This is a genomic window from Stenotrophomonas maltophilia, from assembly GCF_001274595.1.
Taxonomy (GTDB): domain Bacteria; phylum Pseudomonadota; class Gammaproteobacteria; order Xanthomonadales; family Xanthomonadaceae; genus Stenotrophomonas; species Stenotrophomonas forensis.
In genome coordinates this window covers 1,034,369-1,061,175 of the sequence record NZ_CP011010.1, presented here as the reverse complement: position 1 = coordinate 1,061,175, position 26,807 = coordinate 1,034,369, and the positions used below count along the sequence as shown (strand labels likewise).

The following is a 26,807-nucleotide window of genomic DNA, read 5'->3' as shown; positions in this document are numbered from 1 at the left end:
GTAACGACAAGCTTCACGTTGTCGTAACTTGCACTATCAATAGCGCAGCAGGGCCGAACCCCACGTGAAGCCGCCGCCGAAGGCTTCCAGCAGCAACAGCTGGCCGCGCTCGACCTTGCCCGAACGCACCGCCGCATCCAGCGCCAACGGCACCGAGCCGGACGAGGTGTTGCCGTGCTTGTCGACGGTGACCACGACCTGGTCCATCGACATGTCCAGGCGCTTGGCCGTGGCTTCGATGATGCGCAGGTTGGCCTGGTGCGGAATCAGCCAATCCAGGTCGGACTTGTCCAGGCCGTTGGCGGCCAGGGTTTCGTCCACGACCGAGTCCAGCGCCTTGACGGCGTACTTGAACACGTCGTTGCCCTTCATGTTGATGGTGCCACCACCGTTGGCGCCGTCCTTGAAGCCGGTCGAGACGCCGACCGGGTTCCACAGCAGCTCCTTCTTGCTGCCATCGGCATGCAGGTGGGTGCTGAGGATGCCGGTTTCTTCGTCGGCCTTCAGCACGACAGCGCCGGCGCCATCGCCGAACAGCACGCAGGTGGTGCGATCGTTCCAGTCGACCATGCGGGTCAGCGTTTCGGTGCCGATCACCAGCACGTGCTTGCAGTCGCCGGAACGGATGAATTTGTCGGCCACGCCCAACGCGAACACAAAGCCAGAACAGGCCGCATTGACGTCAAAGGCAGGGCACCCTGCAACACCGAGCTTGGCCTGGATCAGGCACGCGGTGGAGGGGAAGATGAGGTCAGGCGTGGTCGTGCCGACCACGATCATGTCGAGCTGCGAAGCGTCGATACCGGCCGCTTCAAGTGCGCGCAACGCGGCCTGGTAGCCGAGGTCGCTGGTGGTTTCGCCTTCGGCCGCGATGTGCCGCTCACGAATTCCGGTGCGCGACTGGATCCACTCATCCGAGGTTTCGACCATTTTTTCCAGGTCGGCGTTGGTCAGGACTTTTTCCGGCAAATAGCTACCGGTGCCCGCGATCCTCGAATAGATCCGCTTGCTCATCATGTTTCCTGTTGCGCGGGCCGCCGATCACCGGCACGCCCGGGAAAGAAGGCAAAGGCCGCTGCCCGCAGGCAGCGGCCTTCCCGGCACATCAATCTTCTTCGACGGCCGAGGTCTTGGTCTGGATGACCTTCTTTCCGCGGTAGAAACCGTCAGCAGTGATGTGGTGACGCAGGTGCACTTCGCCGGTGGTCGGGTCGGTCGACAGCTGCTTGGCGCTCAGGGCGTCATGGGCACGACGCATGCCGCGGCGGGACGGGGTGACACGGGATTTCTGGACAGCCATGGGATTGCTCCAAACTCGGTTCGTTTTGCTTCGTCGTATCGTCGCGCAGGACGCCAGCGCCCAGCACACTTTCGCTTTCGCCGCAGCCGCCGACGACAATCCGGCTGCTATTGTTTCTTCAGTGCTGCCAACGCCGCAAACGGGTTGGCCTGCTTTGTTTCTTCTTCGCTCGGCGCCCAGTCCTTGTCGACTGCTTCGCCATCGGGCGACAGCGGTACAACCGGCACTGCCAGCACCAACTCGTCCTCGACCAGGTCCAGCGGACGCAGCTGGCCGTCTTCCGGCACCAGCAGCGCCTCGTACTCCTCCGGCAGGGACGATTCCTCGTCCTCGTCGCGGATCAGGCCAAGCCTCTGGGTCATCTTCACCGGCAACAGGAAACGCTGCATGCTGCGCTGACAGGTCAGCGGCAACGCGGTATCGATGGTCAGTTCCACATAGGATACCCGCAAGACGTCGTCGCGACCGAACTCAAGCGAGTAGGCACACTCGCCGTCGGTATCTGCGACCAACCCCTGCAGGCGGGTCAATTCAGCCAGGGACACCTGACCGTCGAAGCGCCTTCGCGCTACAACCATCCGCCAGGCATCCAGCGTTTCGGGCACGTTCGCGGACATAAGCCGCTGAATACTAAGGATCGGGAGGGCCGGTGTCAAATGCCTGCCATACGGGCCTTGCCGCTGGCAGCGCGGGCGGCCAGACTGCCCCGCCCTGCCCCGGTATTGTCGCATGCCACTGGTCCTGGCCTCCACGTCCCGCTACCGCCGCGAGCTGTTGCAACGGCTGGGCCTGCCGTTCGACTGCGCGCGCCCAGAGGTGGATGAAAGCCCGTTGAACGGCGAAGCGCCGCTGGCCCTGGCCATGCGCCTGGCCGCCGCCAAATCCGCCGAGGTCGCGGCCCGCCATCCGGGCGCCTGGGTGATCGGTTCGGACCAGGTGGCCGACCTGAACGGGCAACCACTGGGCAAGCCGGGCACGGTCGAGGCGGCCTGCGCGCAGCTGGCGGCGATGTCCGGGCAGACGGTGCGCTTCCATACCGCGATCTGTCTCAGCCGCGCCGGAGAATCTTTCACGGCCATCGACCTGACCGAAGTGCGCTTCCGCGCGCTGGAACAGGATGAGATCGCCCGTTACGTGGCTACCGAACAGCCGCTGGACTGCGCCGGCAGCTTCAAATGTGAAGGTCTGGGTATCAGCCTGTTCGAGGCGATCGACAACCGCGACCCGACCGCGCTGGTCGGCCTGCCGTTGATCGCACTGTGCGGGTTGCTGCGCAAAGCAGGTTTCGCAGTGCCGTGACCTGTAGAGTCGAGCCATGCTCGACTGCTTCTGCTGTAGATGGCAGGAGGCCAGGTAAGAGCAGTCGAGCATGGCTCGACTCTACAAAAGCAGGTTCAACGAACCTCGAACGGCTGCTCCTGCCATTCCTCCACGCTGCCATCGTGGCCGTGCAGGCGCAGGCCCATCCAGTGCCGGCCCGGTGCCAGCGTGCTCGTGTCCAGGGTGGCATCAAAGCCCACGGCCGGATGCTGCGGATCGGTACTGTCCGGCCAGGTCTGGCGAACATCGAAGACACGGCCATAGCGAGCGCTTCCGATCGAGCGTCCATCGACCAGCACCTCGACACCTGCCAGGCCGACGCCATCCTTGAAGGCCCACCCGCGGATGGCGAGGGTGCCGGACACTTTCTCGCCATTGGCAGGCGCATCCAGCCACGCCATCGCCGGGGTCACGCATGCGCCCGAGGCACGCTGCGGCGGCAACCGGAACAGCAGGAAGCGCTGGAATCCATGATCGCTGCTGACCACGCGCGGTGCAGGCAAGGGCCCCACCTGTTCGCAGATGGCGTGATAGCGCGCCAGCAGGTCGCGGTAGCGCTGATCGCTGGGCGACAGCACCAGCAGCATCGGCGCCGAGCGTGTACCCGCGTGCAGCAGGTCCCACTGTGCAAGCTGCGCGGTCCGCCCATGCTTGTCGTTGAGCGGGTGCGGCAGCACTTCAATGTCACCGTCGCCCAGCTGGAAGCCCAGTTCGGCCCCTACCTTGAAGTTGCCGGCCAGCACGCGCGTACCCGCCGGCATCTGCTGCAGTTCTTCGCGCACGGCTGCGGCCAGCGGCTGCCAGCCTGCGAAATTGCGCGGGTAGTACTTGCTGCCTGCCAGCTGCTCGCGCAGCGATGGCGTGGAGGCCATCAGGTAATAGCCAAAGGCCAGCACCATGCCCGCGCCCGCCAGCCACCAGCCGGTGCGGCGCAGCCAGCGTGGCCAGCTGTTGAGCACCACCGGCACCGCCACCAGCAACGCCAGGTAGCCCGGCAGCGGCCAATGGAAACTGATGCGCTCGACGTCGGTGAAGAAGCCGAGCAGGAAAATGCCCAGCGTGGATACACCGCCCACCAGGCCGAAGTAGCGCCATTGCACGCGCGTACCGCCGCCGCTGCGGGTACCGGCCAGCGCCACCTTCCACATCGCCATGCACAGGATCGGGGTGACCAGCATCGGCTGGATCACCAGGAACCACAGCCCGTTCCACTCGAACGTCCAGGGATGCCGCTCGACCACCTGGAACTTCAGGCCGGCATCGTGATTGTCGGCATTCCATGCCAGCAACGGCAGCCAGGCCAGTACACCCACCGCCAACGCAACCCATACGCGCGGATCGGCCAGCATGCGCCGGCCCTGTGGCAGCGCCAGCAATGCAATGAAGCCAACACCGATGACGCCGATGAAACGGTAGTGGCTGAGGGCGCCGATCATCAGGCCCAGCGCCAGCTTCATCGCCGATGATGCATCCACGTTGTGCAGCAGGCGCGCACCGGCATGCAGGCAGATCACCGCCGCCAGCGCCATCGGCACATCCGGCACCGCCAGCAGGCCCAGCGTCGCCGACAGCGGCATCAACAGCGTGAGGCTGCCCGCCTGCCAGCCCGCCACGTTGCCGAACCAGCGCGTGGCCGTGCGCACCACCAGCAATGGCAGCAGCGCACCGATGGCCAGGAACGGCAGTCGCAATGCCAGCACGTGATGGCCGCCGATCTCCACGCCCAGCCGTGCCAGCCATGCAGTCAGCCCGGGCAGATCGGAATAGGCCGCAGCCAGATGCTGCCCTTCCTGCCAATAGAACGCCTCGTCGACGAACAATGGCAGGCGCGCAGCCACCACCAGCTTGGCCGCTGTGACCAGCGTCCACAACCAGAGAAAAATTGCCCGTGCGCGCTGTTCGCCTTGCATTGCTCTATGGATAATCAAGTGAAATTCAGAACTGAGACGATCATGCCAGCTTCGTCCCCCAATCCCAGCATGCTAACCGATCAATTGCGTCAGGCCCTGCGGGAGGCACAGGATCAGGTCAACGCACTGGTGCTGGGCAAGGTGCCGGAAGTCAGGCTGGCGTTTGTCGCCCTGCTTTCCGGCGGGCATCTGCTGATCGAAGATCTGCCCGGGCTCGGCAAGACCACATTGGCGCATGCACTGGCCAGCAGCCTCGGCCTCACCTTCCAGCGCGTGCAGTTCACCTCCGACCTGCTGCCGGCCGATGTACTGGGCGTGTCGGTGTACGAGGCCGGCAGCCGCCAGTTCCAGTTCCATGCCGGCCCCGTGTTCACCCACGTGCTGCTGGCCGACGAGATCAACCGCGCGCCCCCGCGCACGCAGAGTGCGCTGCTGGAAGCCATGGCCGAACAGCAGGTCACCCTGGACGGACAGACCCATCCGCTGCCCGATCCGTTCTTCGTGATCGCCACGCAGAACCCGGTGGACCTGTCAGGCACCTTCCCGCTGCCCGATTCGCAGCTGGATCGATTCCTGCTGCGCCTGGCGATGGGTTACCCCAACGCCCAGGCGGAGCGCGAGCTGCTGCGTGGAACCGATCGTCGTGACCTGATCGCGCGCGCGGTACCGAAGCTGGATGACACGCAGGTCCGCGCGCTGCGTGAAGCGGTCGGCCACATTCATGCCAGCGACGCGCTGGTCGACTATGTGCAGGCGTTGCTGACCCGCAGCCGCCAGCACGCGGGCGTACGGGTGGGCCTGTCACCACGCGCCGGCCTGGCGCTGCTGCGCGCGGCCAGGGCGCATGCGCTGCTGCTGGGCCGCAGCCATGTGGTCCCCGAGGATGTGCAGACGCTGTTCGTGGCCGTGGCCGGGCATCGGCTGGTGGCCGAGGCCGAGTCCAGCTCAGGACCGGCGCTGGCGCGGGCGATCCTGCAGACCGTCGCGGTGGACTGAGGGTGACCACGCGCTGGGCCCGACTACGGCTGCTGGCACGTCCGCGCCGGCCCGAAACGCTGCCGCAGCAGCTCGACCGCCATCGCATCTATGTGCTGCCCACGCGTTTCGGGCTGTTCGTCGCCACCCTGCTGGTCGCGATGCTGCTGGGGGCGTTGAACTACAACAACAACCCGGCACTGCTGCTGGCCCTGCTGCTGGCCGCAGCGGCGATTGCCAGTGCCATCGCCGCGCACCTGCAGCTTTCCGGTGTACAGGTCGATGCGATCTCGGCAGAACCGGTTGCGGCCGGGCAACCGCTGCGCCTGCGCGTGGACCTGTCGCTGCGTGATCCGCGTGCGCGGCATGGGCTGCACCTGCAACTGGGTGACAGCGAAGCCTGGACCTCACTGCCGCCACAGGGGCGTGGCGAGGTCGAACTGGAAGTCCCCAGCGAGCGCCGCGGATGGCTGGAGCTGCCGCGCATCCGCCTGTCCACCACCCAGCCGCTGGGGCTGGTGCGCGCGTGGTCGTGGGTGTGGCCGGAACAGCCGCTGCTGGTCTATCCGTTGGCCGAGGCGCTGGTCCCGGCGTTGCCGGAGAGCGGCAACGATCCACTGCATACGCGTGCCCATGCCAGTGGCGAAGAACTGCACCAGCTGCGCCCCTATCGTGCAGGCGATGCGCCGCGCAGCATTTCATGGAAGCACTCCGCGCGCCGCGACAGCCTGCTGGTGCGCGAGTATGAAAAGCCGATCGGCATCGAAGTGATCCTCGACTGGCGCACGCTGGCGCCGCTGGGGCACGAAGCCCGCATCGCGCGATTGGCACGCTGGGTGGATGTGGCCGAGCGCGAGGGCCGGCGCTACACCCTGCTGCTGCCGGCGCATCCTGCTATCGGCCCTGGCCAGGGGGCCGGCCATCACCACCTGTGCCTGCGTGCACTGGCGTTGTTGCCGCATGGCTGAGACCCCTGCCCTGATCGATCGCACTGCCCGCAGCTGGACCCTGGCCAGCGCGGCGCTGGCGCTGTTGCCGTTGCTGCTGCAGCTGCCGCCACTGTTGGCCGGCGTCATCGCAGCCACAGCGGTGGTGACTGCATTCCTGTCATGGCGGAAGGTGCTGCCGATGCCGGTACGCCTGCTGCTGGTGCTCGGCATGCTCGCCGCCATCGTCTGGCAGATGGGCATGGTGCGCCCCGGGCGCGATACCGGTTGTGCCCTGCTGGCCGCGATGCTGGCGATCAAGTCCAGCGAACTGCGCAGCCTTCGCGATGCCCGCAGCCTGCTGGGCTTCGCGCTGTTCTCCCCGTTTGCGGCGTTCCTGCTCGACCAGGGACCGCTGACAACCGTGCTGGCGGCGTTGGCAGGCATCAGCGCGCTGCTGGCCCTGCAACGCCTGGCCCAGGATGAAGGCCATGCAGGCCGAGTGCCGTTGTACGGGCAGTTGCGCGGCGTGGGTCGCCTGCTGGCGATCGGGCTGCCGCTGGCCCTGGCCTGCTTCTGGCTGTTCCCGCGCCTGGCGACGCCACTGTGGGGGGTACCCGAGCGCGCCGTCGGCACCCCGGGGCTGTCCGACAGCATGGAACCGGGCCAGTGGCTGGACCTGATGGCCGACGACACGCCCGCACTTCGCGTGCAGTTCTTCGGTGCCGTACCCGAAGCGGCGCAGCGCTACTGGCGTGGGCCGGTGCTGACCGCATTCGATGGACGACGCTGGATGCGCGACCCCGCCAGCGCGCGGCGGACGCCCGCGGTGGTCGAGGCCGGCACGCAACGCTGGGACTACCAGATCGATTACGAGCCGACCGACCGTCGCCAGCTGGTCGCGCTGGATCTGCCGGGCCAGGCGCCCGCAGGCAGCACGCTGGATGCGGACATGAGCCTGAGCAGCGACCGAGCGCTGGCCTCGCTCAGCCGCTGGCGGCTGCAATCGGCGCCACCACGGCGCTTCGACAGCACCTTGTCGCCGTATCTGCGGCGCGCGGCGCTGCAGTTGCCCGATGGCTTCAATCCACGCACCGCCACCCTGGCACGCCAATGGCGGCATGACGCAGGCAACGATGACGCGGCCATCGTCCGCCGCGCACTGCAATGGATCACCACCGATTTCTCCTACACGCTGGAAACGCCCCAGGCCGGGCGCGACCCGGTCGACGAGTTCCTGTTCGGCTACAAGGCCGGCTTCTGCGAGCACTTCAGTTCCGCCTTCGTGGTGCTGATGCGCAATGCCGGCATTCCGGCACGGGTGGTCACCGGATTCGCCGGCGGCACCCGCAATCGCCTTGGCGATTACTGGATCGTGCGACGGATGGATGCCCATGCGTGGGCCGAGGTGTGGCTGCCGCAGCGCGGCTGGGTACGGGTCGATCCCACCGCTGCGGTGGCGCCCGAACGCATCCTCGATACCCTCGACGACCGCCTGCAGGCTGGCACCGACAACCCGATGCAGCAGCGTTTGCTGGAACTGGGGCAGATGGGCGACTGGCTGCGCCGCGGCTGGAACGATCTGGTGCTGTCCTTCGACGCACGCCGCCAGCAGCAGCTGCTCAAGCCGTTCGGGCTGGACGAGCTTGGCCCTGGTCAGCTGGCCGCCGGCTTCGTGATCGCCGCGTTGCTGGCCTTGGCCTGGATGGCCTGGCTGCTGGCCCGCGGCGAACGCGAACGTGATCCGCTGCTGCGCGCCTGGCACCGGCTGGGGCGACGCTATGCACGCCTCGGCCTGGCCCGGGAGCCGCATGAAACCGCACGGGACTGGGCGCATCGGGTACACGCCCAGCGGCCCGACCCTGCCCTCCTCGCACTCAGCCAGCGTTTCGCCGACGCGCGTTACGCTGGAACTTGCACCGACCTCGCTTCATTATTGCGGGACCTGCGCAGGCATCGCCCGACTTCCGGAGCCTCCCCATGAACACCAAGTTCTTCCTCACCGCCGTGGCCACGCTGGCCCTGTCGGCCTGCGCCACGGCTCCCAAGCCGCTGCAGGGACAGTTCAGCCTGGTCTCCCCCCGCGACTCGGTCGCCACCCAGCAGGTCGGCACGCCCGTCCGTTGGGGCGGTCGCATCATCGAAACCAAGCCTGGCCAGGGCGAGACCTGCTTCCAGATGATCTCGCGCCCACTCAATGCCAGTGGCCGCCCGAACACCACCTCGTCCGACGCCAGCGACGGCCGCTTCATCGCCTGCCGCGCCGGTTTCTACGACCCGGCCGTGTTTGAAGCCGGCCGCGACGTGACCTTCATCGGCAAGATCGATGGCTACCAGAACACCCGCATCGGCGACTACGACTATCGCCTGCCGAAGCTGTCGGCCGACGTGATCTACCTGTGGCCGGAACAGCGCCAGGTCGATGTGGTGCCCTACCCCTATGGTCCGTGGGGCCCGGGTCCGTATGGCCCGTACTGGGGCGGCTACGGCCGTTGGGGCTGGTGGTGATCGCCAGCCGGCATGCATGACGGAAAAGGCCGCCCTCGGGCGGCCTTTTTCATCCACGCAGGGCGTGGACGGGGGATTCAGCGCCCCGGCGAACCGAAATGGCCCAGCGGTCCACCGGCAAGCAGATGCATGTGGATGTGGAACACGGTCTGCCCGGCATGCTCGCGGCAGTTCATCACGACGCGGTAGCCGTCCTGTGCAAAACCCTCGCGGCGCGCGTACTCGGCCGCGGCCAGTGCCAGCTTGCCGATCAGGTGCGCCTGCGACGGCTGCAGGTCGTCCAGGGTCGGGATGACCTCGTTCTTCGGAATGAACAGCACATGCACCGGCGCCTGCGGCGCGATGTCCTTGAAGCCCAGCACCTCGTCATCCTCGTAGACGATGGTGGCCGGGATCTCGCGACGGATGATCTTGCTGAAGAGGGTTTCGGTGCTCATGGTCGGCCTCGGCGGGGATGTCGTCCGCATTGTAGGCCGGCCGCGCCGGGCCATGCCCAGCGCCTGCTCAATCGCGGAACTCGCTGCGCGTTCCGAACGCGTGCGACAGCGTGCCACGGTCAACATACTCAAGCTCGCCGCCGAGCGGCAGCCCTTGCGCCAGGCGGCTGGGCTGCACCTTGCGCGCGCGCGCCAGCTGCGCCAGGTAGTGCGCGGTGGCCTCTCCCTCAACGGTCGCGCTGGTGGCGATGATCAACTCCTGCACCTCGCCTTCGGCCAGGCGGTTCTCCAGCTGCTCCAGCCCCAGTTCGCGCGGGCCGATGCCATCGAGCGGCGACAACCGGCCCTGCAGCACGAAGTAGACGCCACGGAACCCCGTTGCGTTCTCGATGGCCAGGCGGTCGGCCGGCGATTCGACCACGCACAGCTGGCTGCGTTCGCGGCTGCTGTTGGCACAGGTCGGGCACAGCTCGGTTTCGCTGAAGTCGCGGCACTGCGCGCAGTGGCCGATGCGCTCCACCGCCAGCGCCAGGGTCTCGGCCAGGCGCTGGCCACCTTCGCGCTCGCGTTCGAGCAGATGGTAGGCCATGCGCTGCGCGGTCTTTTGGCCCACGCCAGGCAGCACCCGCAGTGCGTCGATCAATTGTTCAAGCAGGGGTGCGGACACGGCGGCATGCTTTGTAGAGTCGAGCCATGCTCGACTGGAGGTTGAAGCAGTCGAGCAAGCTCGACTCTACGCGGTCGATGGCACCCGACAACCGGGTGCCATATCAAGCATCAGAACGGCAGCTTCATGCCCGGCGGCAGCTGCATGCCGGCGGTGGCCGACCCCATCTTCGACTTCGACTCGGCATCGATCTTGTTCGAAGCGTCGTTGAAGGCGGCCGCGATCAGGTCTTCCAGCATTTCCGGGTCGCTGGCCAGCGACGGGTCGATGCGCACCTTGCGGCACTCCTTGGCGCCGGTCAGGGTCACGCTGACCATGCCGCCACCGGCGCTGCCGGTCACTTCGATCTTGGCGATTTCTTCCTGGGCCTTCTGCAGGTTCTCCTGCATCTTCTGGGCCTGCTGCATCAGTTGGGCGATGTTTCCGCGCATGGTGTCTTACTCGTCAAAAGTACGGATGGAATCGGAAACAACCCGCGCGCCGTGCTGTTGGATCAGCACCTGCACTTCCGGGTCGTCCATGAAAACGGCCTCTGCCACCTGCTGCCGCTCGCCACGCTGGCGGTCGGCCCGCTGGTGCAGGGTCTCGGCCGGAACGTGTTCGGTTTCCACGGTCTCGACCACGATCTTCGGCGCCTGGCCAAGAGCCTTCTGCAGCATCTCGCCCAGGGCAGCCAGCGCGCGCTCGGAGCGCAGGTATTCAAATCCGGGCGAAAGGCCCAGTTTCAAGGTCTCGTGCTGGCAGCTGATGAAGGCGGCGTTGGCGGCCAGCTGTCGCGAAGGGCCGCTGAGGCCGCTGCTGGCGACCAGATCCAGCCAGTCCTCGGCGCTGGCCAGTTCGCTGACACCTTCCAGCGGCGCGGCGTCGCGCACCGTAGCCGGCTCGGCCGGGGCGATGACGATGCCTTCGGTGCGGAATGGGCGCTCCCGCTCGACAGGTTCCGCATCAGCAGGTACTGCCATCGGGCTCGGCGGTTCCTGCCAGGGCGCCACCATGGCCGCGTCCGGGCCGGCCATCTCGACCGCCAGCGCCTCGTCGCGGGCCTCGGCCTCATCGGTGGCCCACGGCGGCAGGTCGTCGCTCGCCGCTGGCTCAGCCGGCGGCATCTGCGCTTCCACGTCGGCCTTCATCGGCGGCGGCTGCACGGGCTCTTGCACCGGCACCGGCTCGGGTTCCGGCGTCGGCTCCGGCTCCGGTTGCGGGGCCGGCTCAGGTTCGGGATCGGGTTCGCGCGGTGCGGCCTGCATTGCGGCAGCCACCTGTACCGTCGCGGCCGGGCCTGCCGAAGCGGCGGCAGCGGCCGGCGTCGCATCGTGGGTCCCGGCGCCGCTGCCACCACCGGCAACGTTGCCTCCTGCGGCACCTTCCACCGACTTCGGTACCGGCGGTACCGCGGCGGCCGGACGGAACGCCAGCATGCGCAGCACCGCCATCTCGAAGCCGGCACGCGGGCTCGGCGCCAGCGGCAGGTCACGACGACCGTTCAAGGCCATCTGGTACCAGAGCTGCACCACTTCCGGGCGCAGGCGCTCGGCAAAGGCGGTGGCATCCAGGCCTTCGGCAACGGCCGCACCCGGCACCAGCTGCTGCACCTGGATACGGTGCAGGCCTTCGGCCAGCGCTTCCAGCACGCCACTCCAGTCCGGCGAGAACTCGGCCAGCGCGGCCACCACCTGCAACAGGCGCGGGCCATCGCCCTCGGCCAGCGCATCCAGCATCGCCGCCACCTGCGTGCGGTCGACCGTGCCCAGCATGGTGCGCACCACGTCCTCGCGCAGCGCGCCGCCGGCATAGGCGATCGCCTGGTCCAGCAGCGACAGGCCGTCGCGCAGGCTGCCGTCAGCGGCCTTGGCCAGCTGCACGATCGCGCTGTCGTCGGCCTCGATGTCTTCCGCCGCCAGGATGCGGGTCATCTGGCCCTGGATCTGATCCTCGTCCAGGCGCTTGAGATTGAACTGCAGGCAGCGGCTGAGCACGGTCACCGGCAGCTTCTGCGGGTCGGTGGTGGCCAGCAGGAACTTGACGTGTTCCGGCGGCTCTTCCAGCGTCTTCAGCAGCGCGTTGAACGCCGCCTTGGACAGCATGTGCACTTCGTCGATCAGGTAGACCTTGAACTTGCCGCGCGACGGCATGTACTGCGCGTTCTCGATCACCTCGCGCACGTCGTCCACACCGGTGTTGGACGCGGCGTCGATCTCCAGCAGGTCGATGTAACGGCCGGCGTCGATGTCCAGGCAGGCCGCGCACTGGCCACACGGGTCGGCGCTGGTGCCCTGCTCGCAGTTCAGCGACTTGGCGAAGATGCGCGCGATGGTGGTCTTGCCCACGCCACGCGTACCGGTGAACAGGAACGCATGGTGGACCCGGCCACTGTCCAGCGCATTGCTGAGCGCACGGACCACGTGTTCCTGGCCCACCAGCTCGGCAAAACGCTTCGGACGCCACTTGCGGGCAAGGACGAGATAGGACATCAGGCCACCGTCTTCCATCGGATGTTCCATTGTGCCATGCCTGTCCAGCCCCCTCGCCCCCGGCACGCCCCTCGCAGGTTCCTGACCAGGGTGCTTGTGAAGTGCCGCGCGGCCCGCTAGAATCTGCGCCCCTGCTGAGGCGTTTGCCGATGGCAGGGATCCGGAGAGGTGTCCGAGTGGTTGAAGGAGCACGCCTGGAAAGTGTGTAAGCGTCTAAACCGCGCTTCGGGGGTTCGAATCCCCCTCTCTCCGCCAGATAAATAAAAAAGGCCGCCCTTCGGGTGGCCTTTTTTATTTATCTGGCGAGGGACGCGAAACGCGCTACGCGCGCTTCGCCGCAAACGTTGCTGCGCAACCTTTGGGCCCCTCCCTTTGCCGGCCTCTCCCCGCCCCTGTCGGGGCAGCCCCTCAACAGAGGGGCTTGTTCCTCCAGACCGATCCGTAGATCCACGCCATGCGTGGATGCTCTTGGTCGCCTTTCACACTCCCGCGGCCCCTCAAACAAAACTGAACGAAACCTGAAAATTCGCTATCGTAGGCGCCTTCACCCAATGCCGCCCATCGCCCATGAGCTCGACCGACACCGCTCACGCCGCCTGCGAGAACTGCGACACCGCCCTGCATGGCCATTACTGCCATCGCTGCGGGCAATCGGCGCACAACCCGCTCAAGCATGTCGGCCACGCCATCGAGGAAGTGTTCGAATCCTTCTGGCACCTGGACGGGCGCATCTTCCGCACGCTGCGCGACCTCTGGGTGCCCGGCCGCATCGCGCTGAACTACCTCAAGGGCCGCCGGGTGGGATACGTCCAGCCACTGCGGCTGTTCGTCATCCTCACGCTGTTCACCTTCTTCGTCGGCAAGCTGTTCGTGCACGTCGACGATTTCGGTGTGGGCGGCGGGCGCGACTCGGTGTACGCCAAGGCCACCACCGTGGAACAGGTCGAAGCCGCACGCGCACGACAGCTGGCGCTGATCGACCAACAGCAGGCCAGCTCCCCCGCCACCGGCAACGCCGGCTTCGCCATGGCGAAAGCTGCAGTGAATGCTGCCGCCGCACAGCGCAAGGCAGAGCTCGAGGGCACCCGCTCCGTCGCCCCTGCTGAAACCACCACGGGCGGATACGGCACCTTCTTCGATCACACCGTCAACGGCAAACCCTGGGATGCGGACAGCAATCCCATCGTCCTCGATGGTTGGCCGCAGTTCGCCAACCGATGGCTCAACAAGCGCCTGCAGAACGGCAACACCAACATCAAGCGCATGGGCGGCAAGGCTGATCTCTACATGCAGGCGATCCTCACCGCACTGCCGGGCGCCCTGTTCTTCCTGATGCCGGTGTTCGCACTGGTGCTGCGCATCGCCTACCTCCGTCGACCGATGGGCTATCTCGAGCACCTGGTGGTCGCCCTCTACAGCCACTGCTGGCTGATGATGGTGCTGCTGGCAACGTTCCTCGTCGCCGGCATCGGCAATGCCTTCGCATCACCCACGATCGCCACGCTCAGCCAATGGCTGTATGCCCTGCTGTGGCTGGCGGTTCCGGTGTACCTGCTGTGGATGCAGCAGCGCGTGTATGGCGGCAACAAGGCGTTCACCGTACTGCGCTACCTCGCCATCGGCGGCGTGTACCTGTTCCTGGTGACCTTCGTGGTGATGTACGCGGTACTGGCGGGCATTTCGGCCTGAGGGGAGACACGCATGGCGTGTCACCCCTGAATCCGCGCGTGGCGTGGATCTTCTGATACTGCTGATCGTCTATCGTGGGCGCATGAAACTCCGCCTCTACCGCCCCACGGATGCCAGCGCCTGCCTGTCGATCTTCGACAGCAACGTGCCCACGTTCTTCGCCGCCGAAGAGCGCAGCGATTTCGAACGCTTCCTGCTCGTGCAGGCGGTGGACTTTGCCTTCCAGGTCATCGAGCGCGACAGCAGCGTCATCGCCTGCGGCGGCATCACACGCCGTGGCGATGGCAGCGCCGGCTTCTGCTGGGGCATGGTCGAGCGAGCGCTGCACCGGCAGGGCATCGGCCGCGAACTGACGCTGGCACGCCTGCGCCAGGCCGAAGCGGACTCGTCGATCACGCACATCACGCTCAGCACCAGCCAGCATACGCAAGGATTCTATGCCGGCCTCGGCTTCTACGTGACACGGGTGGTGCCCGATGGTCACGGCGCCGGGATCGACGCCGTGGAGATGGAGCGGAGGGTATAGCCCTCCGCCCCGCCCCGGATCCACGGCGTGCGTGGATCCATTGCCGGCCTACTCCCCTCAGAAGCCCACGCGCAGGTTGATCTGCCCGCCGACATCGCGGCGGCCATCACCGTGCTGGCCCTGCACGAACATCGACAGCTGGCTGTTGCGGCCCAACCCGACCGCCACGCCGACCTGGCTGACCAGCGCATTGCGCGCCATCACCGCGCTGTAGACGTCGAAGGCATCGCCACCCACCGCGAAGCGGTTGCGGCTGGCCACGTCGGTGTCACCGGAGGCGTGCTGCCACCCCAGGCCGACGGTCAGCTGTGCCGGGAAACGCTCGCCGCTGCCCACGTCCCAGCGGCCCCGCACGCCCACCGTGCTGACATTGAGCGTGTCCTTGCCGCCTTCCAGCACCAGCGCAGCGCTGCCGCCCTGCTCCGTCGCACGATCGCTGTCGACCCAGTGCTTGGTGAACTGCACGTACGGCTGCAGTTGGGTCCTGCCGTGGGTCCAGGTCCAGCTGCCCTCCACCTGGGCGATGGTCACATCCGAATCCTGGCGGCTGTGCAGGGTCTGGCCCAGCAACGGCACCTCACGGGTGGTGCGCGTGCGGTAATCGCCGCGCGACACGCTGCCGCCCACCGCGAAGCCGTTGTTCCACTCGCCCTGTGCATACAGGCCGAAGGTGGTACCGCGCAGGCGGGCACGCGAGTTGCGATCGTACAGGCGTGTATCCAACCGCTCGCTACCCGCGGCCGCGCCCAGCACCACGTGCTCACCCAGCTGCCAGTCCACGCCGGCCATCACCGCATTGCGGTTGGAACGGATCTCGTCGCCGTTGCCATCGCCATCCTGCTTGAACACCTTGCCGCTGCCGGCCAGCCACGCCGAAGCGCGCTCGCCACGCACGGTGGGCAACTCGCTGCCCAGGCGCTGGCGGATGCCTTCTTCCAGGTAGTTGTCATACAGCAGCACCGCACGGCTGGCCGCATGCACTTCGCCGGAGAGCTGGTCGAATGCGCTGCGCGCAGTGCCGGCGTCGTACATCAGCAGCGTGTTGTACAGGCCCAGCGCCGGACCGCTCTGCGGCAGGCTGTCCAGCGCCGCAGCCGTGTTGTACTGGTTGCGCGTCTTCGCCACGGTGGTGAACGCTGCGGTCTGCGCCACATCGATCTTCAGGTTGGCGGTGTTCGCGGTGTAGACCGGGGTGACGGTCAAGAAGGCCGACGGCGTGGTCGCCGCGGCGAACTGGCCGCTGACGCCACCGCCCGCATTGACCACCGTGTACTGCTGGCCCTGCTGGTAGCTGGTGCTCGGCGAAATGGTATTCACCTGCACGGTGCTGCCGCCCACGTTGGCGCTGCCTCCCACCTGCACTGTGTCACTGCCGGTGGCGCCCAGATCGATACCCAGCGTACTGCCCGGCGACAGGGTCAGGTTGCCACCGATGGTGATGGTACCGACGCCATTGCCGGTGCCACTGCCGTTGCCCGGGCCATTGCCCGGCGACAGCACGCCGCCGCTGGATACGGTCACGCCACCACCGGTACCGCCGATGGTGCCGGTGCCGGACAAGCCGGTGCCGCTGCCGATGGTCCACTGGCCACCGATGGTGCCGGTGACATTGAGGCCACCGCCGGTGACCTGGCCGGTGCCGCTGAAGCCGCCGCTGTTGCCACCAAGGTTCAGGCCACCCGGGCCGGCCTGCACGATGCTGCCACCGCCACTGATGCTGCCGCCCAGTGTCGTGGTGCCCCCCGTGTTGATGACCAGGCCGCCGTTGTTGGTGATGTTGCCGGTGATCGAACCACTGGCGCCGCCATTGCCAACCTGCACGGTGCCACCGGCATTGATGGTGGTGCCACCGGTATAGGTGTTGTTGCCGGTGAGGGTGACGGTGCCGCTGCCGGCCTGGGTCAGGCCGCCGCTGCCGCTGATGGTGCCGCCGACGGTGGTGTTGCCGCCGACGTTGAGCACCAGGCTGCCATTGTTGGCGACGTTGCCGGTGATCGCGCCGCTGGCGCCCCCATTGCCGACCTGCAGCGTGCCGCCCGCGTTGATCGTGGTCCCGCCGGTATAGCTGTTGTTGCCGGTCAGGGTCACCGTGCCGCTGCCGGCCTGGGTCAGGCCGCCGCTGCCGCTGATTGCACCGCCAACGGTGGTGTTTCCACCCACGTTGAATACCAGGCTGCCGTTGTTGGTGACGCTGCCGCCGATCGCGCCGGTAGCGCCACCATTGCCCACCTGCAGCGTGCCACCGGCGTTGATGGTGGTCGGGCCGGTATAGGTGTTGTTGCCGGTCAGGGTCAGCGTGCCGCTGCCCGCCTGGGTCAGGCCACCGCTGCCGGTGATGGTTCCGCCCAGCGTGGTGTTGCCGGCCACGCCGGACACCAGCGAGCCGTTGTTGGTGATGTCACCGACGATGGAACCCGTTGCTCCGCCGTTACCCAGCTGCAGCGTGCCACCGGTATTGATGGTGGTGCCGCCGGTGTAGGTATTGGTACCGGTCAGTACCAGCGTGCCGCTGCCCGCCTGGGTCAGGCCACCGCTGCCGCTGATAGTGCCGCCCAGCAGGGTGTTGCCGGCAACGTTGGAGATCAGTGCGCCATTGTTGGTGATATCACCGGTGATCGCACCGCTGGCACCGCCGTTGCCGACCTGCAGCGTACCGCCCGCATTGATGGTGGTGCCGCCGCTGTAGGTGTTGTTGCCGACCAGGGTCAGCACGCCACTGCCGGCCTGGGTCAGGCCGCCACTGCCACTGATCGCGCCGCCGACGGTGGTGTTGCCCGCCACGTCGAACACCAGGCTGCCGTTGTTGGCGACGTTGCCGGTGATCGCACCGGTCGCACCGCCGTTGCCCACCTGCAGCGTGCCACCGGTATTGATGGTGGTACCGCCGGTGTAGGTGTTGTTGCCGGTCAGGGTCAGCGTGCCGCTGCCAGCCTGGGTCAGGCCGCCACTGCCACTGATGGTGCCGCCCAGCGTGGTGTTGCCGGCGACGTTGGACACCAGTGCGCCGTTGTTGCTGATGTCACCGACGATCGCGCCGGTCGCACCGCCATTGCCGACCTGCAGCGTGCCGCCTGCATTGATGGTGGTGCCGCCGGTGTAGGTGTTGTTGCCGGTCAGCACCAGCGTGCCGCTGCCGGCCTGGGTCAGGCCGCCGCTGCCGCTGACCACGCCACCCACGGTTGCGGTGGTGCCGAGGTTGTAGACCAGGCTGCCATTGTTGGTGATGTCACCCAGTACCGACCCGGTGGTGCCGCCATTGCCGATCTGCAGCGTGCTGCCACCATTGATGGTGGTGCCACCGGTGTAGGTATTGCTGCCGGTCAGGGTAAGCGTGCCGGTACCGCCCTGCACCAGGCCGCCAGTACCACTGAGCACACCGCCGAACGTGGTGTTGCCGTTGTTGCCGCCGGTGCTCAGGGTTGCGCCACCCAGCAGCACGCTGGACCCGGTCACGCCGGCCAGGCCACCGATGCTCTGGTTGCCGCCGGCGCTGATGTCCAGTGTCCCGGTACCGGCCAGGTTGACCGTGCTGGCACCGGACAGGCTGCCACCGGCCGCCACCGCCAACGTTCCGCTGTTGATGGTGGTGGTGCCGGTATAGGTGCTGGCACCGCCCAGGGTGACCGTCGAGGCACCATCCTTGAGCAGGCCGCCGGCACCGCCGATCGCACCGTTCAGGGTCAGCGCGTTGCTGCCAGGCAAGGTCAGCGTGCCGCTGGCCAGCTGTATGCCATTGGCCAGGGTCAATGCCGTGGTGCCGTCCAGCGTGGTGTTTCCGCCCACCGTCAGCGTGCCGGTTCCCAGCGCGTTGTTGTTGCCCAGGGCAAGGCCACCGGCGTTGAGCGCCACGCCACCGCTGAAGGTATTGCTGCCGCTGAGCGTCTGCACGCCGGCACCGTTCTTGACCAGGCCGCCGGTACCGGTGATGTCACCAGCGAACGTGGTGTTGCCCACGCCACCGAGGGTCAGCGTGCTGCCACCCAGCGACACCGTGCTGCCGGCCACGCCGGCCAGCGAGCCGATGGTCTGCGCGCCCCCTGCACTGATGTCGAAGGCGGTACCGGCATTGGCCAGGGTCACCGCGCCGGTCGCGGCCAGGCTGCCGCCCGCGCCGATCGCCAGCGTGCCGGCATTGATGGTGGTGCCACCGGTGAAGGTGTTGGTGCCGGTCAGGGTCTCGGTGCCGCTGCCTTCCTTGACCAGCCCACCGGTGCCGCCGATCGAACCGCTGAACGTGCCGTTGCTGGCATCACCGATCGTCAGCGTATTGGCGCCCAGGTTCACCGTACCGTTGCCGATCAGGGTGCCGAAGGTCTGCGTGCCATTGCCTGCCGACAGATCGAAGGTCGCGCCCGAGGCCAGGTTGACGACGCCACCGGCGTGCAGGCTGGCGCCTGCGCCCAGCGCCAGCGTACCGGCATTGATGAAGGTCCCGCCGGTGTAGCTGTTGGTGCCGTTCAAGGTCAGCGTCGCGGCGCCTTCCTTGGTCAGCGAGCCGGCGCCACTCAGGTTGCCGTTGAAGGTGAGGTTGTTGCTGCCCAGTACGGTCAGCCCGCTGTTGAGGATGACGTTGTTGGCCAGCGTCACTGCGGTGTTCGAATCGAGCGTGGCATTGCCACCCACCGTTACCGCGCCGGTGCCCAGCGCAGCGTCGTTGCCGAGCACCAGACCGCCGGCATTGAGCGTTACGCCACCATTGAAGGTGCTCGCGCCATTGAGCGTCTGCACGCCTGCACCGTTCTTGATCAGGCCACCGTTGCCGCTGATCGCGCCGTTGAAGGTGCTGTCCACAGTGCCGCCCAGGCTCAGCGTGCTGCCACCGAGTGCCACCGTGCTGCCTGCCACGCCGGCCAGCGAACCGATGGTCTGGTTGCCCGCAGAGATATCCAGGGTACCGGTACCTGCCAGGTTCACCGCACCGGTCGACGCCAGGCTGCCACCAGCACCGATGGCCAGCGTGCCGCTGTTGATGGTGGTGCCTCCGGTGTAGGTATTCGCACCAGTCAGGGTCACGGTAGCCGCACCGTTCTTGATCAGGCCGCCGCTACCGGAAATCACACCGCCCAGCGTCAGCGCGTTGCTGCCCAGCAGATCCAGATTGACACCCGCTGCGATCCCGATGTTGTTGGCCAGGTTGACGCCTGTCGATGCATCCAGCGTCGCGTTGCCGCCCACGGTCAGCGCGCCGCTGCCGAGCGCAGCGTTGTTGCCGACCACCAGGCCGCCGCCATTGAGTGCAATGCCACCACTGAACAGATTGGTGCCGCCCAGGGTCAGGACGCCAGCTCCGTTCTTGACCAGGCCGCCGGTGCCTGAAATCGCACCGTCGAACACGCTGTTGGCCACCCCGCCGAGAATCAGCGACTGCGCGCCCAGGCTCACGCTGGAGCCCGCCACCCCGGCCAGCGAACCAATGGTCTGGTCGGCGCCGGATGTCGAGATGTCGAAGCCGGTCCCCGGTGCAGCAAGCGTCACCGCACCGGTGGCCGCCAGGCTGCCACCCGGGCCGATCGCCAGCGTACCGGCATTGATCAGCGTGCCGCCGGTATAGGTGTTGGTTCCGGTCAGGGTTTCAGTGCCGGCACCGACCTTGGTCAGGCCACCGGTACCGGTGATCGAGCCGCTGAAGGTGCCATTGGTCGCCCCACCCACCTCGATCGCGTTGGCGCCGAGGTTGATCGTGCCGTTGCCGATCAGGGTGCCGAACTGCTGCGTGCCGTTGCCCGCAGACAGATCCAGCGTGGCGCCGGTGGCGAGGTTGACCGTGCCGGTTGCCGACAGGCTGGCATTGGCGCCCAGCGCCAGCGTACCGGCGTTGATGTTGGTGCCGCCGGTGTAGGTGTTGGCGCCGTTCAAGGTCAGCGTCGCGCCGCCCTCCTTGGTCAGGCTGCCCGCACCGGACAGAACGCCATTGAGGGTCAACGCGTTGGTACCGAGCACGGTCAGCCCGGCATTGAGCGCGATGTTGTTGGCCAGCGTGGCCAGCCCGGTGGTGTCCAGCGTCGACGCACCGCCGACAGTGAGCGCACCGGTACCCAGCGCGGCGTCGTTGCCCAGCACCAGGCCACCGGCATTGAGTGTCACGCCGCCACCGAAGGTGTTGGCGCCGGACAGGGTCTGTACGCCCGCACCCACCTTCACCAGGCCGCCGCTGCCACTGATCACGCCACCGAAGGCGGCGTTGCTGGCGGTGCCGAAGGTCAGCGAATTACCCCCCAGCGCCAGCGTGGTTCCACCCACGCCATTGAGCGCGCCGATGGTCTGGCTGCCGCCCGCACCGGAGATATCGAAAGCGGCGCCGGCGTTGCCCAGGGTGACATCCCCCGCCGCGGCAAGGCTGCCGCCCAGGCCCAGTGCCAGCGTGCCGTCATTGATGGTGGTCCCGCCGGTATAGGTGTTGGCAGCGGACAGCGTCAGCGTGGTGGCACCGTTCTTGACCAGGCTGCCGTCGCCATCGATCACCCCCGCCAGCGTCAGCGTGTTGCTGCCCGGCAGGGTCAGCGCAACACCCGAGGCCAGGTTGATCGCATTGCCCAGGCTGACGCCGGCACCTGCATCCAGCGTGGTGCTGGCATTCACCGCCAGCGCGCCACTGCCCAGTGCGCCGTTGGCGCCGACCACCAGCCCACCACCGTTCAAGGTCAGGCCACCGCCGAAGGTATTGGTGTTGTTGAGGGTAAGCAGGCCGGCACCGTTCTTGACCAGGCTGCCGTTGCCCGCCACGACGCCGCCCAGGGTGACGTCATTGCTGCCGCCCAGCGTCAGCTGCGTGCCGATGCCGAAGTTCACTGCATTGGCCAGGTTCACCGCCACCGTGTTGTCCAGCGTGGCGGTGCCTCCGATCGCCAGCGCCCCGGTTCCCAGCGCCCCCGCGTTGCCAAGAACCAGGCCACCGGCATTCAGTGCGACACCGCCGCCGAAGGTATTCGCGCCGGACAGCGTCTGTACGCCGGTGCCGGTCTTGACCAGTCCGCCGCTGCCATCGATGACGCCGGCAAAGCTGCCATTGCTGGCGCCGCCGAAGGTGAGTGACTGCGCACCCAGCGCGACCTGGCTGCCGGCCACGCCGTTCAACGCGCCGATGGTCTGGTTGGCGCCCGCCGCGGAGATATCCAGGGTTGCACCCGCACCGGCAAGATCCACGGCGCCGCCTGCGGCGAGGCTGCCGCCGGCACCGAGTGCGAGCGTACCGGCGTTGACCGTGGCTCCGCCCACGAAGGTATTGGCTCCGGACAGCGTCAGCGTCGAGGCACCGTTCTTGATCAGGCCACCGGTCCCGCCCACCACACCGGTCAGTGTCAGGTTGTTGCTGCCCGGCAGGGTCAGCGTGTTGGCGCCCAGATTCACTGCATTGGCCAATGTCACCGCAGCGCCGGCATCCAGCGAAACGTTGCCGCCGATGTTCAACGCTCCCGTGCCGAGCGCGCCGTTGGCGCCGACCGACAGGCCACCGGCATTCAACGCAAGGCCACCGCTGAAGAGATTGCTGTTGTTCAACGAGAGCACGCCGCTACCGGTCTTGATCAGGCCGCCGGTGCCCGTGATCAGGCCGCCCAGGGCCGTGTTCTGGTTGCTGGTCAGGCTCAACTGCGCGCCGGCATCGAGATCGATTGCATTGGCCAGGTTCAAGGCCACCGAGCTGTCCAGCGTGGCATTCGCGCCCACGCCGAGCAGGCCGCTTCCGAGCGCTCCGGCATTGCCCAGCATCAGGCCGCCGCCATTGAGCGTCAGGCCACCGGCGAAGGTGTTGGCACCATTGAGGGTGAGCGTGCTGGCACCGTTCTTGACCAGGCCGCCCGCACCGGACACCACCCCGCCCAGCGTGATCGCCTGCGAACCCGGCAGCGACAACACCGCCCCGCTGCCGAGGGCCACGTTGTTGGCCAGGTTCAGCGCCGCGCTGCTGTCCAGCGACGCGCTGCCTCCCACATTCAACACGCCACTGCCAAGTGCGCCACTGTTGCCGAGCAGCAGGCTGCCGGCGTTGAGCGTCAGGCCACCGCTGAAGGTGTTGGTGCCATTCAAGGTCAGCAGCGAGGCGCCGTTCTTGGTCAGGCTGCCGGTGCCGGTGATGTTGCCGCCCAACGTGAGGTTCTGGCTGCCCGGCAGGGTCAGCGCCGCACCCAGGTTGATGGCGTTGCCGAGGTTCAGTGCGGCCGAGCCATCGAGCGTACCGTTTCCGCTGACGGTCAACGCGCCACTGCCGATTGCACTGTTGTTGCCCAGCAGCAGGCCGCCCGCGGCCAGGTTCAGGCCACCACTGAACGTATTGGCGCCGCTCAGCGTCTGCGTGCCGGTTCCCTGCTTGACCAGTCCGCCGGTGCCACCGATCACCCCGGCGAACGTCTGGTTGGTGGCATCACCGAAGGTGAGCGTGCTGCCGCCCAGGGTCACGGTGCTGCCGGCAATGCCGGACAACGCACCGATGGTCTGGTTGCCTCCGGCCGAGATATCCAGGTCCGCGCCGGCACCGGCCAGGCTGACCGCACCGCCGGCGGCCAGGCTTCCGCCGCTGCCCACCGCCACCTTGCCCGCGTTGATCGCCAGGCCACCGGTGAAGGTATTCGCACCACCCAGCGTCAGCGTGGCCGCCCCGTTCTTGACCAGGCTGCCGGTACCACCGATGGCACCGCCCAGGGTCAGCGCATTGCTGCCCAGCACATTCAGCAGCCCGCCCACGCCAAGGTTGATGCCATTGCCCACGCTCAGCGCAGACCCAGCATCCAGCGTCACCGCACCGCCGACGTTCAGGGCGCCGGTTCCGAGCGCGCCGGCATTGCCGAGCACCAGGCCACCGGCAGCAAGTGACAGCCCCCCACTGAAGGTGTTGGCGTTGTTGAGGGTCAGGGTGGTGGCACCATTCTTGACCAGGCTGCCGGTCCCACCGATCACGCCGTTGAACGTCAGCGCCTGGTTGCCGGTCAGGTTGAGGATGCTGCCCGCCCCCAGATTGACCGTGTTGGCGAGCGCAAGCGCGCCCGTGGTGCCATCCAGCGTCACGTTGCCGCCGACGCTGAGCGCACCGCTGCCCAGCGCAGCCGCGTTGCCCAGCAACAGGCCACCGGCGTTGAGCGCCACGCCGCCACTGAGGTTGTTGACGCCTGACAGGGTCTGCACGCCGGAGCCGAGCTTGACCAGGCCACCCGTGCCTGCGGCGAAGGTGCCGCTGTAGCTGGTATTGCCCAGCCCACCGAGCGTGAGCGTGCGGCTGCCGAGGTTGACCGAGCCGCCGAGCCCAGCCAGCGAACCGATGGTCTGGTTGCCCGCTGCAGACAGGTCAAGGCTGGTGCCGACGCCGACCGTGATCGCGCCGGTGGGCGACAGGGAGCCGCCCGCGCCCAGTGCCAACGCGCCTCCGGCCAGGTTGAAATTGCCGGTCAGCGAATTGGCGCCGTTCAAGGTCAGGGTGCCGGCACCGTTCTTGGTCAGATTGCCGGCACCGGAGATCGAGCCGTTCAATGACAACGCATTGCTGCCCAGCAGGTTCAGCGCGCCGCCACCATTGATCACCAGGTTGTTGGCCAGGTTGAAGCCGGCCGTCGTATCCAGCGAGGCGCTGCCACCGACGGTCAGGCTGCCGCTGCCGAGCGCGCCGGCATTGCCCAGCACCAGGCCGCCGGCATTGAGGTTGACGCCACCGCTGAACAGGTTCGCGGCGCCCAGGGTGACGATGCCGGTGTTGTTGACCGTCAGCCCGCCGGTACCGGACAACAGCCCCCCCAGGCCGAAGCCCTGGGCACCGCCCAGGGTCAGCCCGCCATTGAGGGTGAAATTGTTGCCCAGCGACAGCCCCGCACCGCTCGCCGCAATCGAACCACCAGTGACGGTGAACAGGCCGGTACCGAATGAGGTGTTGCTGTTGAAGTTCACCACGCCACCGCCGAGGGTGATCGCGCCCGTGCCCGACCACGGTCCCTGCAGGTTCCAGGTGCCGCTGTTGACGGTCAGCTTCTGGAATCCGATGTAGTTGGTCCAGCCTATGCTCGACGCAGGCCCGTTGTTGCTGGCGTTGTCCTGCAGCACCAGGGTGTTGTTGGCGGCACCGGTGCCGATGCCTGCGTCAACCGTGCCCGCCGCTGCGACCTTGACCCCGGTTACGCCAGCGAGCACGCCGGCAGGGGCGCTGCCGCCACCGGTAACCACGCTGGACCCTGCCACGGCAGTGAAGGTATTGCCGCCGGTGGAATCGCCCAGATGCACACTGCCGGTGATCGTGCCCGCATTGGTGAACGTATTGCCTGTCGAAGCACCGAGGCCGACACGGCCGGTGATGCTGCCACGGTTGGTCACGTTGGCCTGTGCCCCGCCATAGGTCACCACCGACGTCGCATCCGCAAGCTGCCCTACCCCCAGCAGCGACATTCCAATCGCACCATCATTGACCAGCGTGGTGGTCCCACCTGCGGCATTCTGCGCGGTTATCGCCTGGCCGCCGAAGCCCAGCAAAGTACCGATGTTGAAGATGCCCTTGATCTGGCCGCCGGTCTGGTTGTTGACCGTGATCGCGCTGCCACCGGCGGTGTTGTTGCCGACCACCAGGCCGGCCGCGGCCAGGCTGAGCCCACCGGTCAGGAACGGATCGATCGTGCCGGCGTTGTTGACCGTGGTGTTGCTGCCGCTCAACGTCACCGCATTGCCGCCCAACAGCAGAGGCACGCTGAACACCGCGCCGCTGGCGATGTTCAACGTCAGGCCGCTGCTCGGGTTGGCGTAGTTGTTGATGTTGGTGGAGCTGTCGCAGTTGACGATCGTGGTGCCTGTGCACGCTGCGAAGGCCGAACCGCTGGCCAGCGTGGCCACCAGTGCGACCGCCAGCTGATGCGCCCGCAGTCGTGGTGGCCGCTTCGCGGTAACCGCACTTCCGCCGGGATTCTGAGCGACCTCCGATGCAACCTGCATTACGCCAAGGGCGCGATTGAAAACCAGACGGTAAATGCGGTTCATCGGTAAATCTCCATGAAAAGACCAGATGGCACTGCGGGCAGGTTTTTTGAAGACGATGCGGCGCATCCCGGCTCCCGATGGGGGAACAAGGCCTGGCGGCATTAACTTCTGAAAATCTTCACATCTTCACGCGGGCGCGCAGCGAAGACGACGCGTCAGCGTATCCGTCGGAGCGAAAACTCCCCGATTCCGCTCGACGAATGGCGGCACTGTGCGACGGGCGCCGACAGTGCCGCGTGAATCACCCACATTATTTTCATGACGTGCGTCAAATAAAATACGTGAATGAATTTATTTTGCCGAAAATGCACATTCCCTATTCACGGCAAACACCCTGAGCGCGCATATAACCGCCCGGATAAACTCTCAGCTACTGGAGAGTTTCATCAAAACCAGGCCAGAAACGATAAGCACCGCCGCGCCGATCCGCATCGGGCTGACCTGTTCGCCAAGAAACACGATGCCGACCACGAACGCACCGACCGCACCGATGCCGGTCCAGATCGTATAAGCGGTGCCCAGCGGCAGGCTGCGCATGGCGATCGCCAGCAGCCAGAAACTGGCGATCATGCCGACGATCGTGACCACAGTCGGGGTGAGCCGGGTGAAGCCTTCGGATTGCTTCATGGACACGGCCCAGACGATTTCCAGCAGGCCGGCGAACAACAGATAGATCCAGGCCATGACGGCCCTCCTCTTGGTAGGGCCAGGCCGTCCTGGTCATTGGGTCCCGATGTGGGGGAGGTCGTTCCTCCTGGCCGGCATTCTAGCAACGGGGGTGCGCCCCGGCCGCCGTTGCCGGGAACGGGTTACAGCCGATTCAGTGCGTGAAGCTGGCGCCGATGGGCCTGCCTGCGCTAGAATGCGCGTCTGCCATCAGCCAGCTGATGTGCAGTCCGGCTGTGGTCTCCGGCGCATCGCGCGCTGCTTCCCCTGATCCGTGAACTGGCCGCCCACCGGGCGGCCAACGTCTCTATGGTGGCCCCGTCGGCCCCTCGCGACGCTAGGTCGAAAACTCCGCCAGGGCCGGAAGGCAGCAACGGTATCGATCGACGCGGGCGCCGAGGTCAGCCGGCGGGGCCATCGCCTTTTCGGGCGATGCCCCCGCTCTGGTAGCTGCCAACCTTGGTTGGC

The 26,807-nt window shown here is 67.0% G+C and carries 17 protein-coding genes, 1 tRNA gene and 1 other RNA gene; 9 read left to right on the top strand and 10 right to left on the bottom strand.

The annotated features are described in order from the left end of the window. Window positions 1–36: 36 nt before the first annotated feature. From VN11_RS04855 to VN11_RS04845, 3 genes are all read right to left on the bottom strand, one after another. Complete coding sequence (locus VN11_RS04855; protein ID WP_053448938.1) at window positions 37–1,014, bottom strand: beta-ketoacyl-ACP synthase III; 978 nt, start codon at window positions 1,012–1,014, stop codon at window positions 37–39. Window positions 1,015–1,105: 91 nt separating this feature from the next. Further along, window positions 1,106–1,300 (bottom strand): 50S ribosomal protein L32, encoded by a 195-nt coding sequence (gene rpmF, locus VN11_RS04850; protein WP_004154640.1) that lies wholly within the window; start codon window positions 1,298–1,300, stop codon window positions 1,106–1,108. Window positions 1,301–1,407: 107 nt separating this feature from the next. Then, window positions 1,408–1,917 carry a YceD family protein gene (locus tag VN11_RS04845; RefSeq protein ID WP_049457624.1) on the bottom strand — a complete coding sequence of 170 codons (510 nt, stop codon included), beginning with the start codon at window positions 1,915–1,917 and terminating at the stop codon, window positions 1,408–1,410. Window positions 1,918–2,029: 112 nt separating this feature from the next. Here VN11_RS04845 and VN11_RS04840 point away from each other — a divergent pair, with 112 nt between their 5' ends. After that, window positions 2,030–2,599, top strand: coding sequence for a Maf family protein (locus VN11_RS04840; protein WP_053448937.1), 570 nt, complete (start codon window positions 2,030–2,032; stop codon window positions 2,597–2,599). 95 nt (window positions 2,600–2,694) lie between these two features. On the opposite strand, the gene VN11_RS04835 is transcribed toward VN11_RS04840, so the two are convergent. Continuing rightward, a complete protein-coding gene (locus VN11_RS04835) occupies window positions 2,695–4,530 on the bottom strand; it encodes a glycosyltransferase family 39 protein (protein ID WP_053448936.1) in 1,836 nt (611 codons plus the stop codon). 42 nt (window positions 4,531–4,572) lie between these two features. On the opposite strand from VN11_RS04835, the gene VN11_RS04830 reads away from it, so the two are divergent. Genes VN11_RS04830 through VN11_RS04815 form a run of 4 tightly spaced genes read left to right on the top strand, consistent with a single transcriptional unit; the run spans window position 4,573 to window position 8,939 of the window. Next, entirely contained in the window at window positions 4,573–5,526 is a 954-nt protein-coding gene (locus tag VN11_RS04830) for an AAA family ATPase (protein ID WP_053448935.1), read from the top strand. 2 nt (window positions 5,527–5,528) lie between these two features. Continuing rightward, the gene (locus tag VN11_RS04825) at window positions 5,529–6,473 is read left to right on the top strand and encodes a DUF58 domain-containing protein (RefSeq protein ID WP_053448934.1); all 945 of its coding nucleotides are present in this window, start codon (window positions 5,529–5,531) and stop codon (window positions 6,471–6,473) included. After that, window positions 6,466–8,415 carry a transglutaminase TgpA family protein gene (locus VN11_RS04820; protein WP_053448933.1) on the top strand — a complete coding sequence of 650 codons (1,950 nt, stop codon included), beginning with the start codon at window positions 6,466–6,468 and terminating at the stop codon, window positions 8,413–8,415. The genes VN11_RS04825 and VN11_RS04820 overlap by 8 nt, the downstream gene beginning before the upstream one ends. Next, the gene (locus VN11_RS04815) at window positions 8,412–8,939 is read left to right on the top strand and encodes a Slp family lipoprotein (protein WP_004154632.1); all 528 of its coding nucleotides are present in this window, start codon (window positions 8,412–8,414) and stop codon (window positions 8,937–8,939) included. Before VN11_RS04820 ends, VN11_RS04815 begins: the two co-directional genes overlap by 4 nt. Before the next feature lie 77 nt (window positions 8,940–9,016). On the opposite strand, the gene VN11_RS04810 is transcribed toward VN11_RS04815, so the two are convergent. The 4 genes from VN11_RS04810 to dnaX all read right to left on the bottom strand — a co-directional run bounded on the left by VN11_RS04810 (window position 9,017) and on the right by dnaX (window position 12,532). Beyond that, the gene (locus VN11_RS04810) at window positions 9,017–9,376 is read right to left on the bottom strand and encodes a histidine triad nucleotide-binding protein (protein ID WP_053448932.1); all 360 of its coding nucleotides are present in this window, start codon (window positions 9,374–9,376) and stop codon (window positions 9,017–9,019) included. 67 nt (window positions 9,377–9,443) lie between these two features. Continuing rightward, window positions 9,444–10,043 (bottom strand): recombination mediator RecR, encoded by a 600-nt coding sequence (recR, locus tag VN11_RS04805; protein ID WP_008267969.1) that lies wholly within the window; start codon window positions 10,041–10,043, stop codon window positions 9,444–9,446. 110 nt (window positions 10,044–10,153) lie between these two features. Further along, window positions 10,154–10,474 carry a YbaB/EbfC family nucleoid-associated protein gene (locus tag VN11_RS04800; RefSeq protein WP_004154630.1) on the bottom strand — a complete coding sequence of 107 codons (321 nt, stop codon included), beginning with the start codon at window positions 10,472–10,474 and terminating at the stop codon, window positions 10,154–10,156. 6 nt (window positions 10,475–10,480) lie between these two features. After that, entirely contained in the window at window positions 10,481–12,532 is a 2,052-nt protein-coding gene (gene dnaX, locus VN11_RS04795) for a DNA polymerase III subunit gamma/tau (protein ID WP_053448931.1), read from the bottom strand. A gap of 144 nt (window positions 12,533–12,676) precedes the next feature. Between dnaX and VN11_RS04790 the strand changes: the two genes are divergently transcribed. The 3 genes from VN11_RS04790 to VN11_RS04780 all read left to right on the top strand — a co-directional run bounded on the left by VN11_RS04790 (window position 12,677) and on the right by VN11_RS04780 (window position 14,729). After that, a tRNA-Ser gene (locus VN11_RS04790) sits at window positions 12,677–12,769 on the top strand. 312 nt (window positions 12,770–13,081) lie between these two features. Further along, complete coding sequence (locus tag VN11_RS04785; protein WP_053448930.1) at window positions 13,082–14,203, top strand: DUF3667 domain-containing protein; 1,122 nt, start codon at window positions 13,082–13,084, stop codon at window positions 14,201–14,203. 82 nt (window positions 14,204–14,285) lie between these two features. Further along, complete coding sequence (locus VN11_RS04780; protein WP_053451250.1) at window positions 14,286–14,729, top strand: GNAT family N-acetyltransferase; 444 nt, start codon at window positions 14,286–14,288, stop codon at window positions 14,727–14,729. 57 nt (window positions 14,730–14,786) lie between these two features. Here the strand turns inward: VN11_RS04780 and VN11_RS04775 are convergent, their stop codons facing one another. Then, the gene (locus VN11_RS04775; RefSeq protein WP_053448929.1) at window positions 14,787–25,673 is read right to left on the bottom strand and encodes an autotransporter-associated beta strand repeat-containing protein; all 10,887 of its coding nucleotides are present in this window, start codon (window positions 25,671–25,673) and stop codon (window positions 14,787–14,789) included. A gap of 366 nt (window positions 25,674–26,039) precedes the next feature. Beyond that, window positions 26,040–26,357 carry a DMT family transporter gene (locus VN11_RS04770; RefSeq protein WP_049456890.1) on the bottom strand — a complete coding sequence of 106 codons (318 nt, stop codon included), beginning with the start codon at window positions 26,355–26,357 and terminating at the stop codon, window positions 26,040–26,042. Between the two features lie 300 nt (window positions 26,358–26,657). Here VN11_RS04770 and ffs point away from each other — a divergent pair. Continuing rightward, window positions 26,658–26,754, top strand: an RNA gene (ffs, locus tag VN11_RS21720) — signal recognition particle sRNA small type. Window positions 26,755–26,807 lie beyond the last annotated feature (53 nt).

Excerpts from the sequence above, each read along its gene's own strand:
- VN11_RS04855 (WP_053448938.1), bottom strand. The coding sequence starts at position 1,014 with ATGAGCAAGCGGATCTATTCGAGGATCGCGGGCACCGGTAGCTATTTG.
- rpmF (WP_004154640.1), bottom strand. The coding sequence starts at position 1,300 with ATGGCTGTCCAGAAATCCCGTGTCACCCCGTCCCGCCGCGGCATGCGT.
- VN11_RS04845 (WP_049457624.1), bottom strand. The coding sequence starts at position 1,917 with ATGTCCGCGAACGTGCCCGAAACGCTGGATGCCTGGCGGATGGTTGTA.
- VN11_RS04840 (WP_053448937.1), top strand. The coding sequence starts at position 2,030 with ATGCCACTGGTCCTGGCCTCCACGTCCCGCTACCGCCGCGAGCTGTTG.
- VN11_RS04835 (WP_053448936.1), bottom strand. The coding sequence starts at position 4,530 with ATGCAAGGCGAACAGCGCGCACGGGCAATTTTTCTCTGGTTGTGGACG.
- VN11_RS04830 (WP_053448935.1), top strand. The coding sequence starts at position 4,573 with ATGCCAGCTTCGTCCCCCAATCCCAGCATGCTAACCGATCAATTGCGT.
- VN11_RS04820 (WP_053448933.1), top strand. The coding sequence starts at position 6,466 with ATGGCTGAGACCCCTGCCCTGATCGATCGCACTGCCCGCAGCTGGACC.
- VN11_RS04815 (WP_004154632.1), top strand. The coding sequence starts at position 8,412 with ATGAACACCAAGTTCTTCCTCACCGCCGTGGCCACGCTGGCCCTGTCG.
- VN11_RS04810 (WP_053448932.1), bottom strand. The coding sequence starts at position 9,376 with ATGAGCACCGAAACCCTCTTCAGCAAGATCATCCGTCGCGAGATCCCG.
- VN11_RS04800 (WP_004154630.1), bottom strand. The coding sequence starts at position 10,474 with ATGCGCGGAAACATCGCCCAACTGATGCAGCAGGCCCAGAAGATGCAG.
- dnaX (WP_053448931.1), bottom strand. The coding sequence starts at position 12,532 with ATGGAAGACGGTGGCCTGATGTCCTATCTCGTCCTTGCCCGCAAGTGG.
- VN11_RS04785 (WP_053448930.1), top strand. The coding sequence starts at position 13,082 with ATGAGCTCGACCGACACCGCTCACGCCGCCTGCGAGAACTGCGACACC.
- VN11_RS04780 (WP_053451250.1), top strand. The coding sequence starts at position 14,286 with ATGAAACTCCGCCTCTACCGCCCCACGGATGCCAGCGCCTGCCTGTCG.
- VN11_RS04775 (WP_053448929.1), bottom strand. The coding sequence starts at position 25,673 with ATGAACCGCATTTACCGTCTGGTTTTCAATCGCGCCCTTGGCGTAATG.
- VN11_RS04770 (WP_049456890.1), bottom strand. The coding sequence starts at position 26,357 with ATGGCCTGGATCTATCTGTTGTTCGCCGGCCTGCTGGAAATCGTCTGG.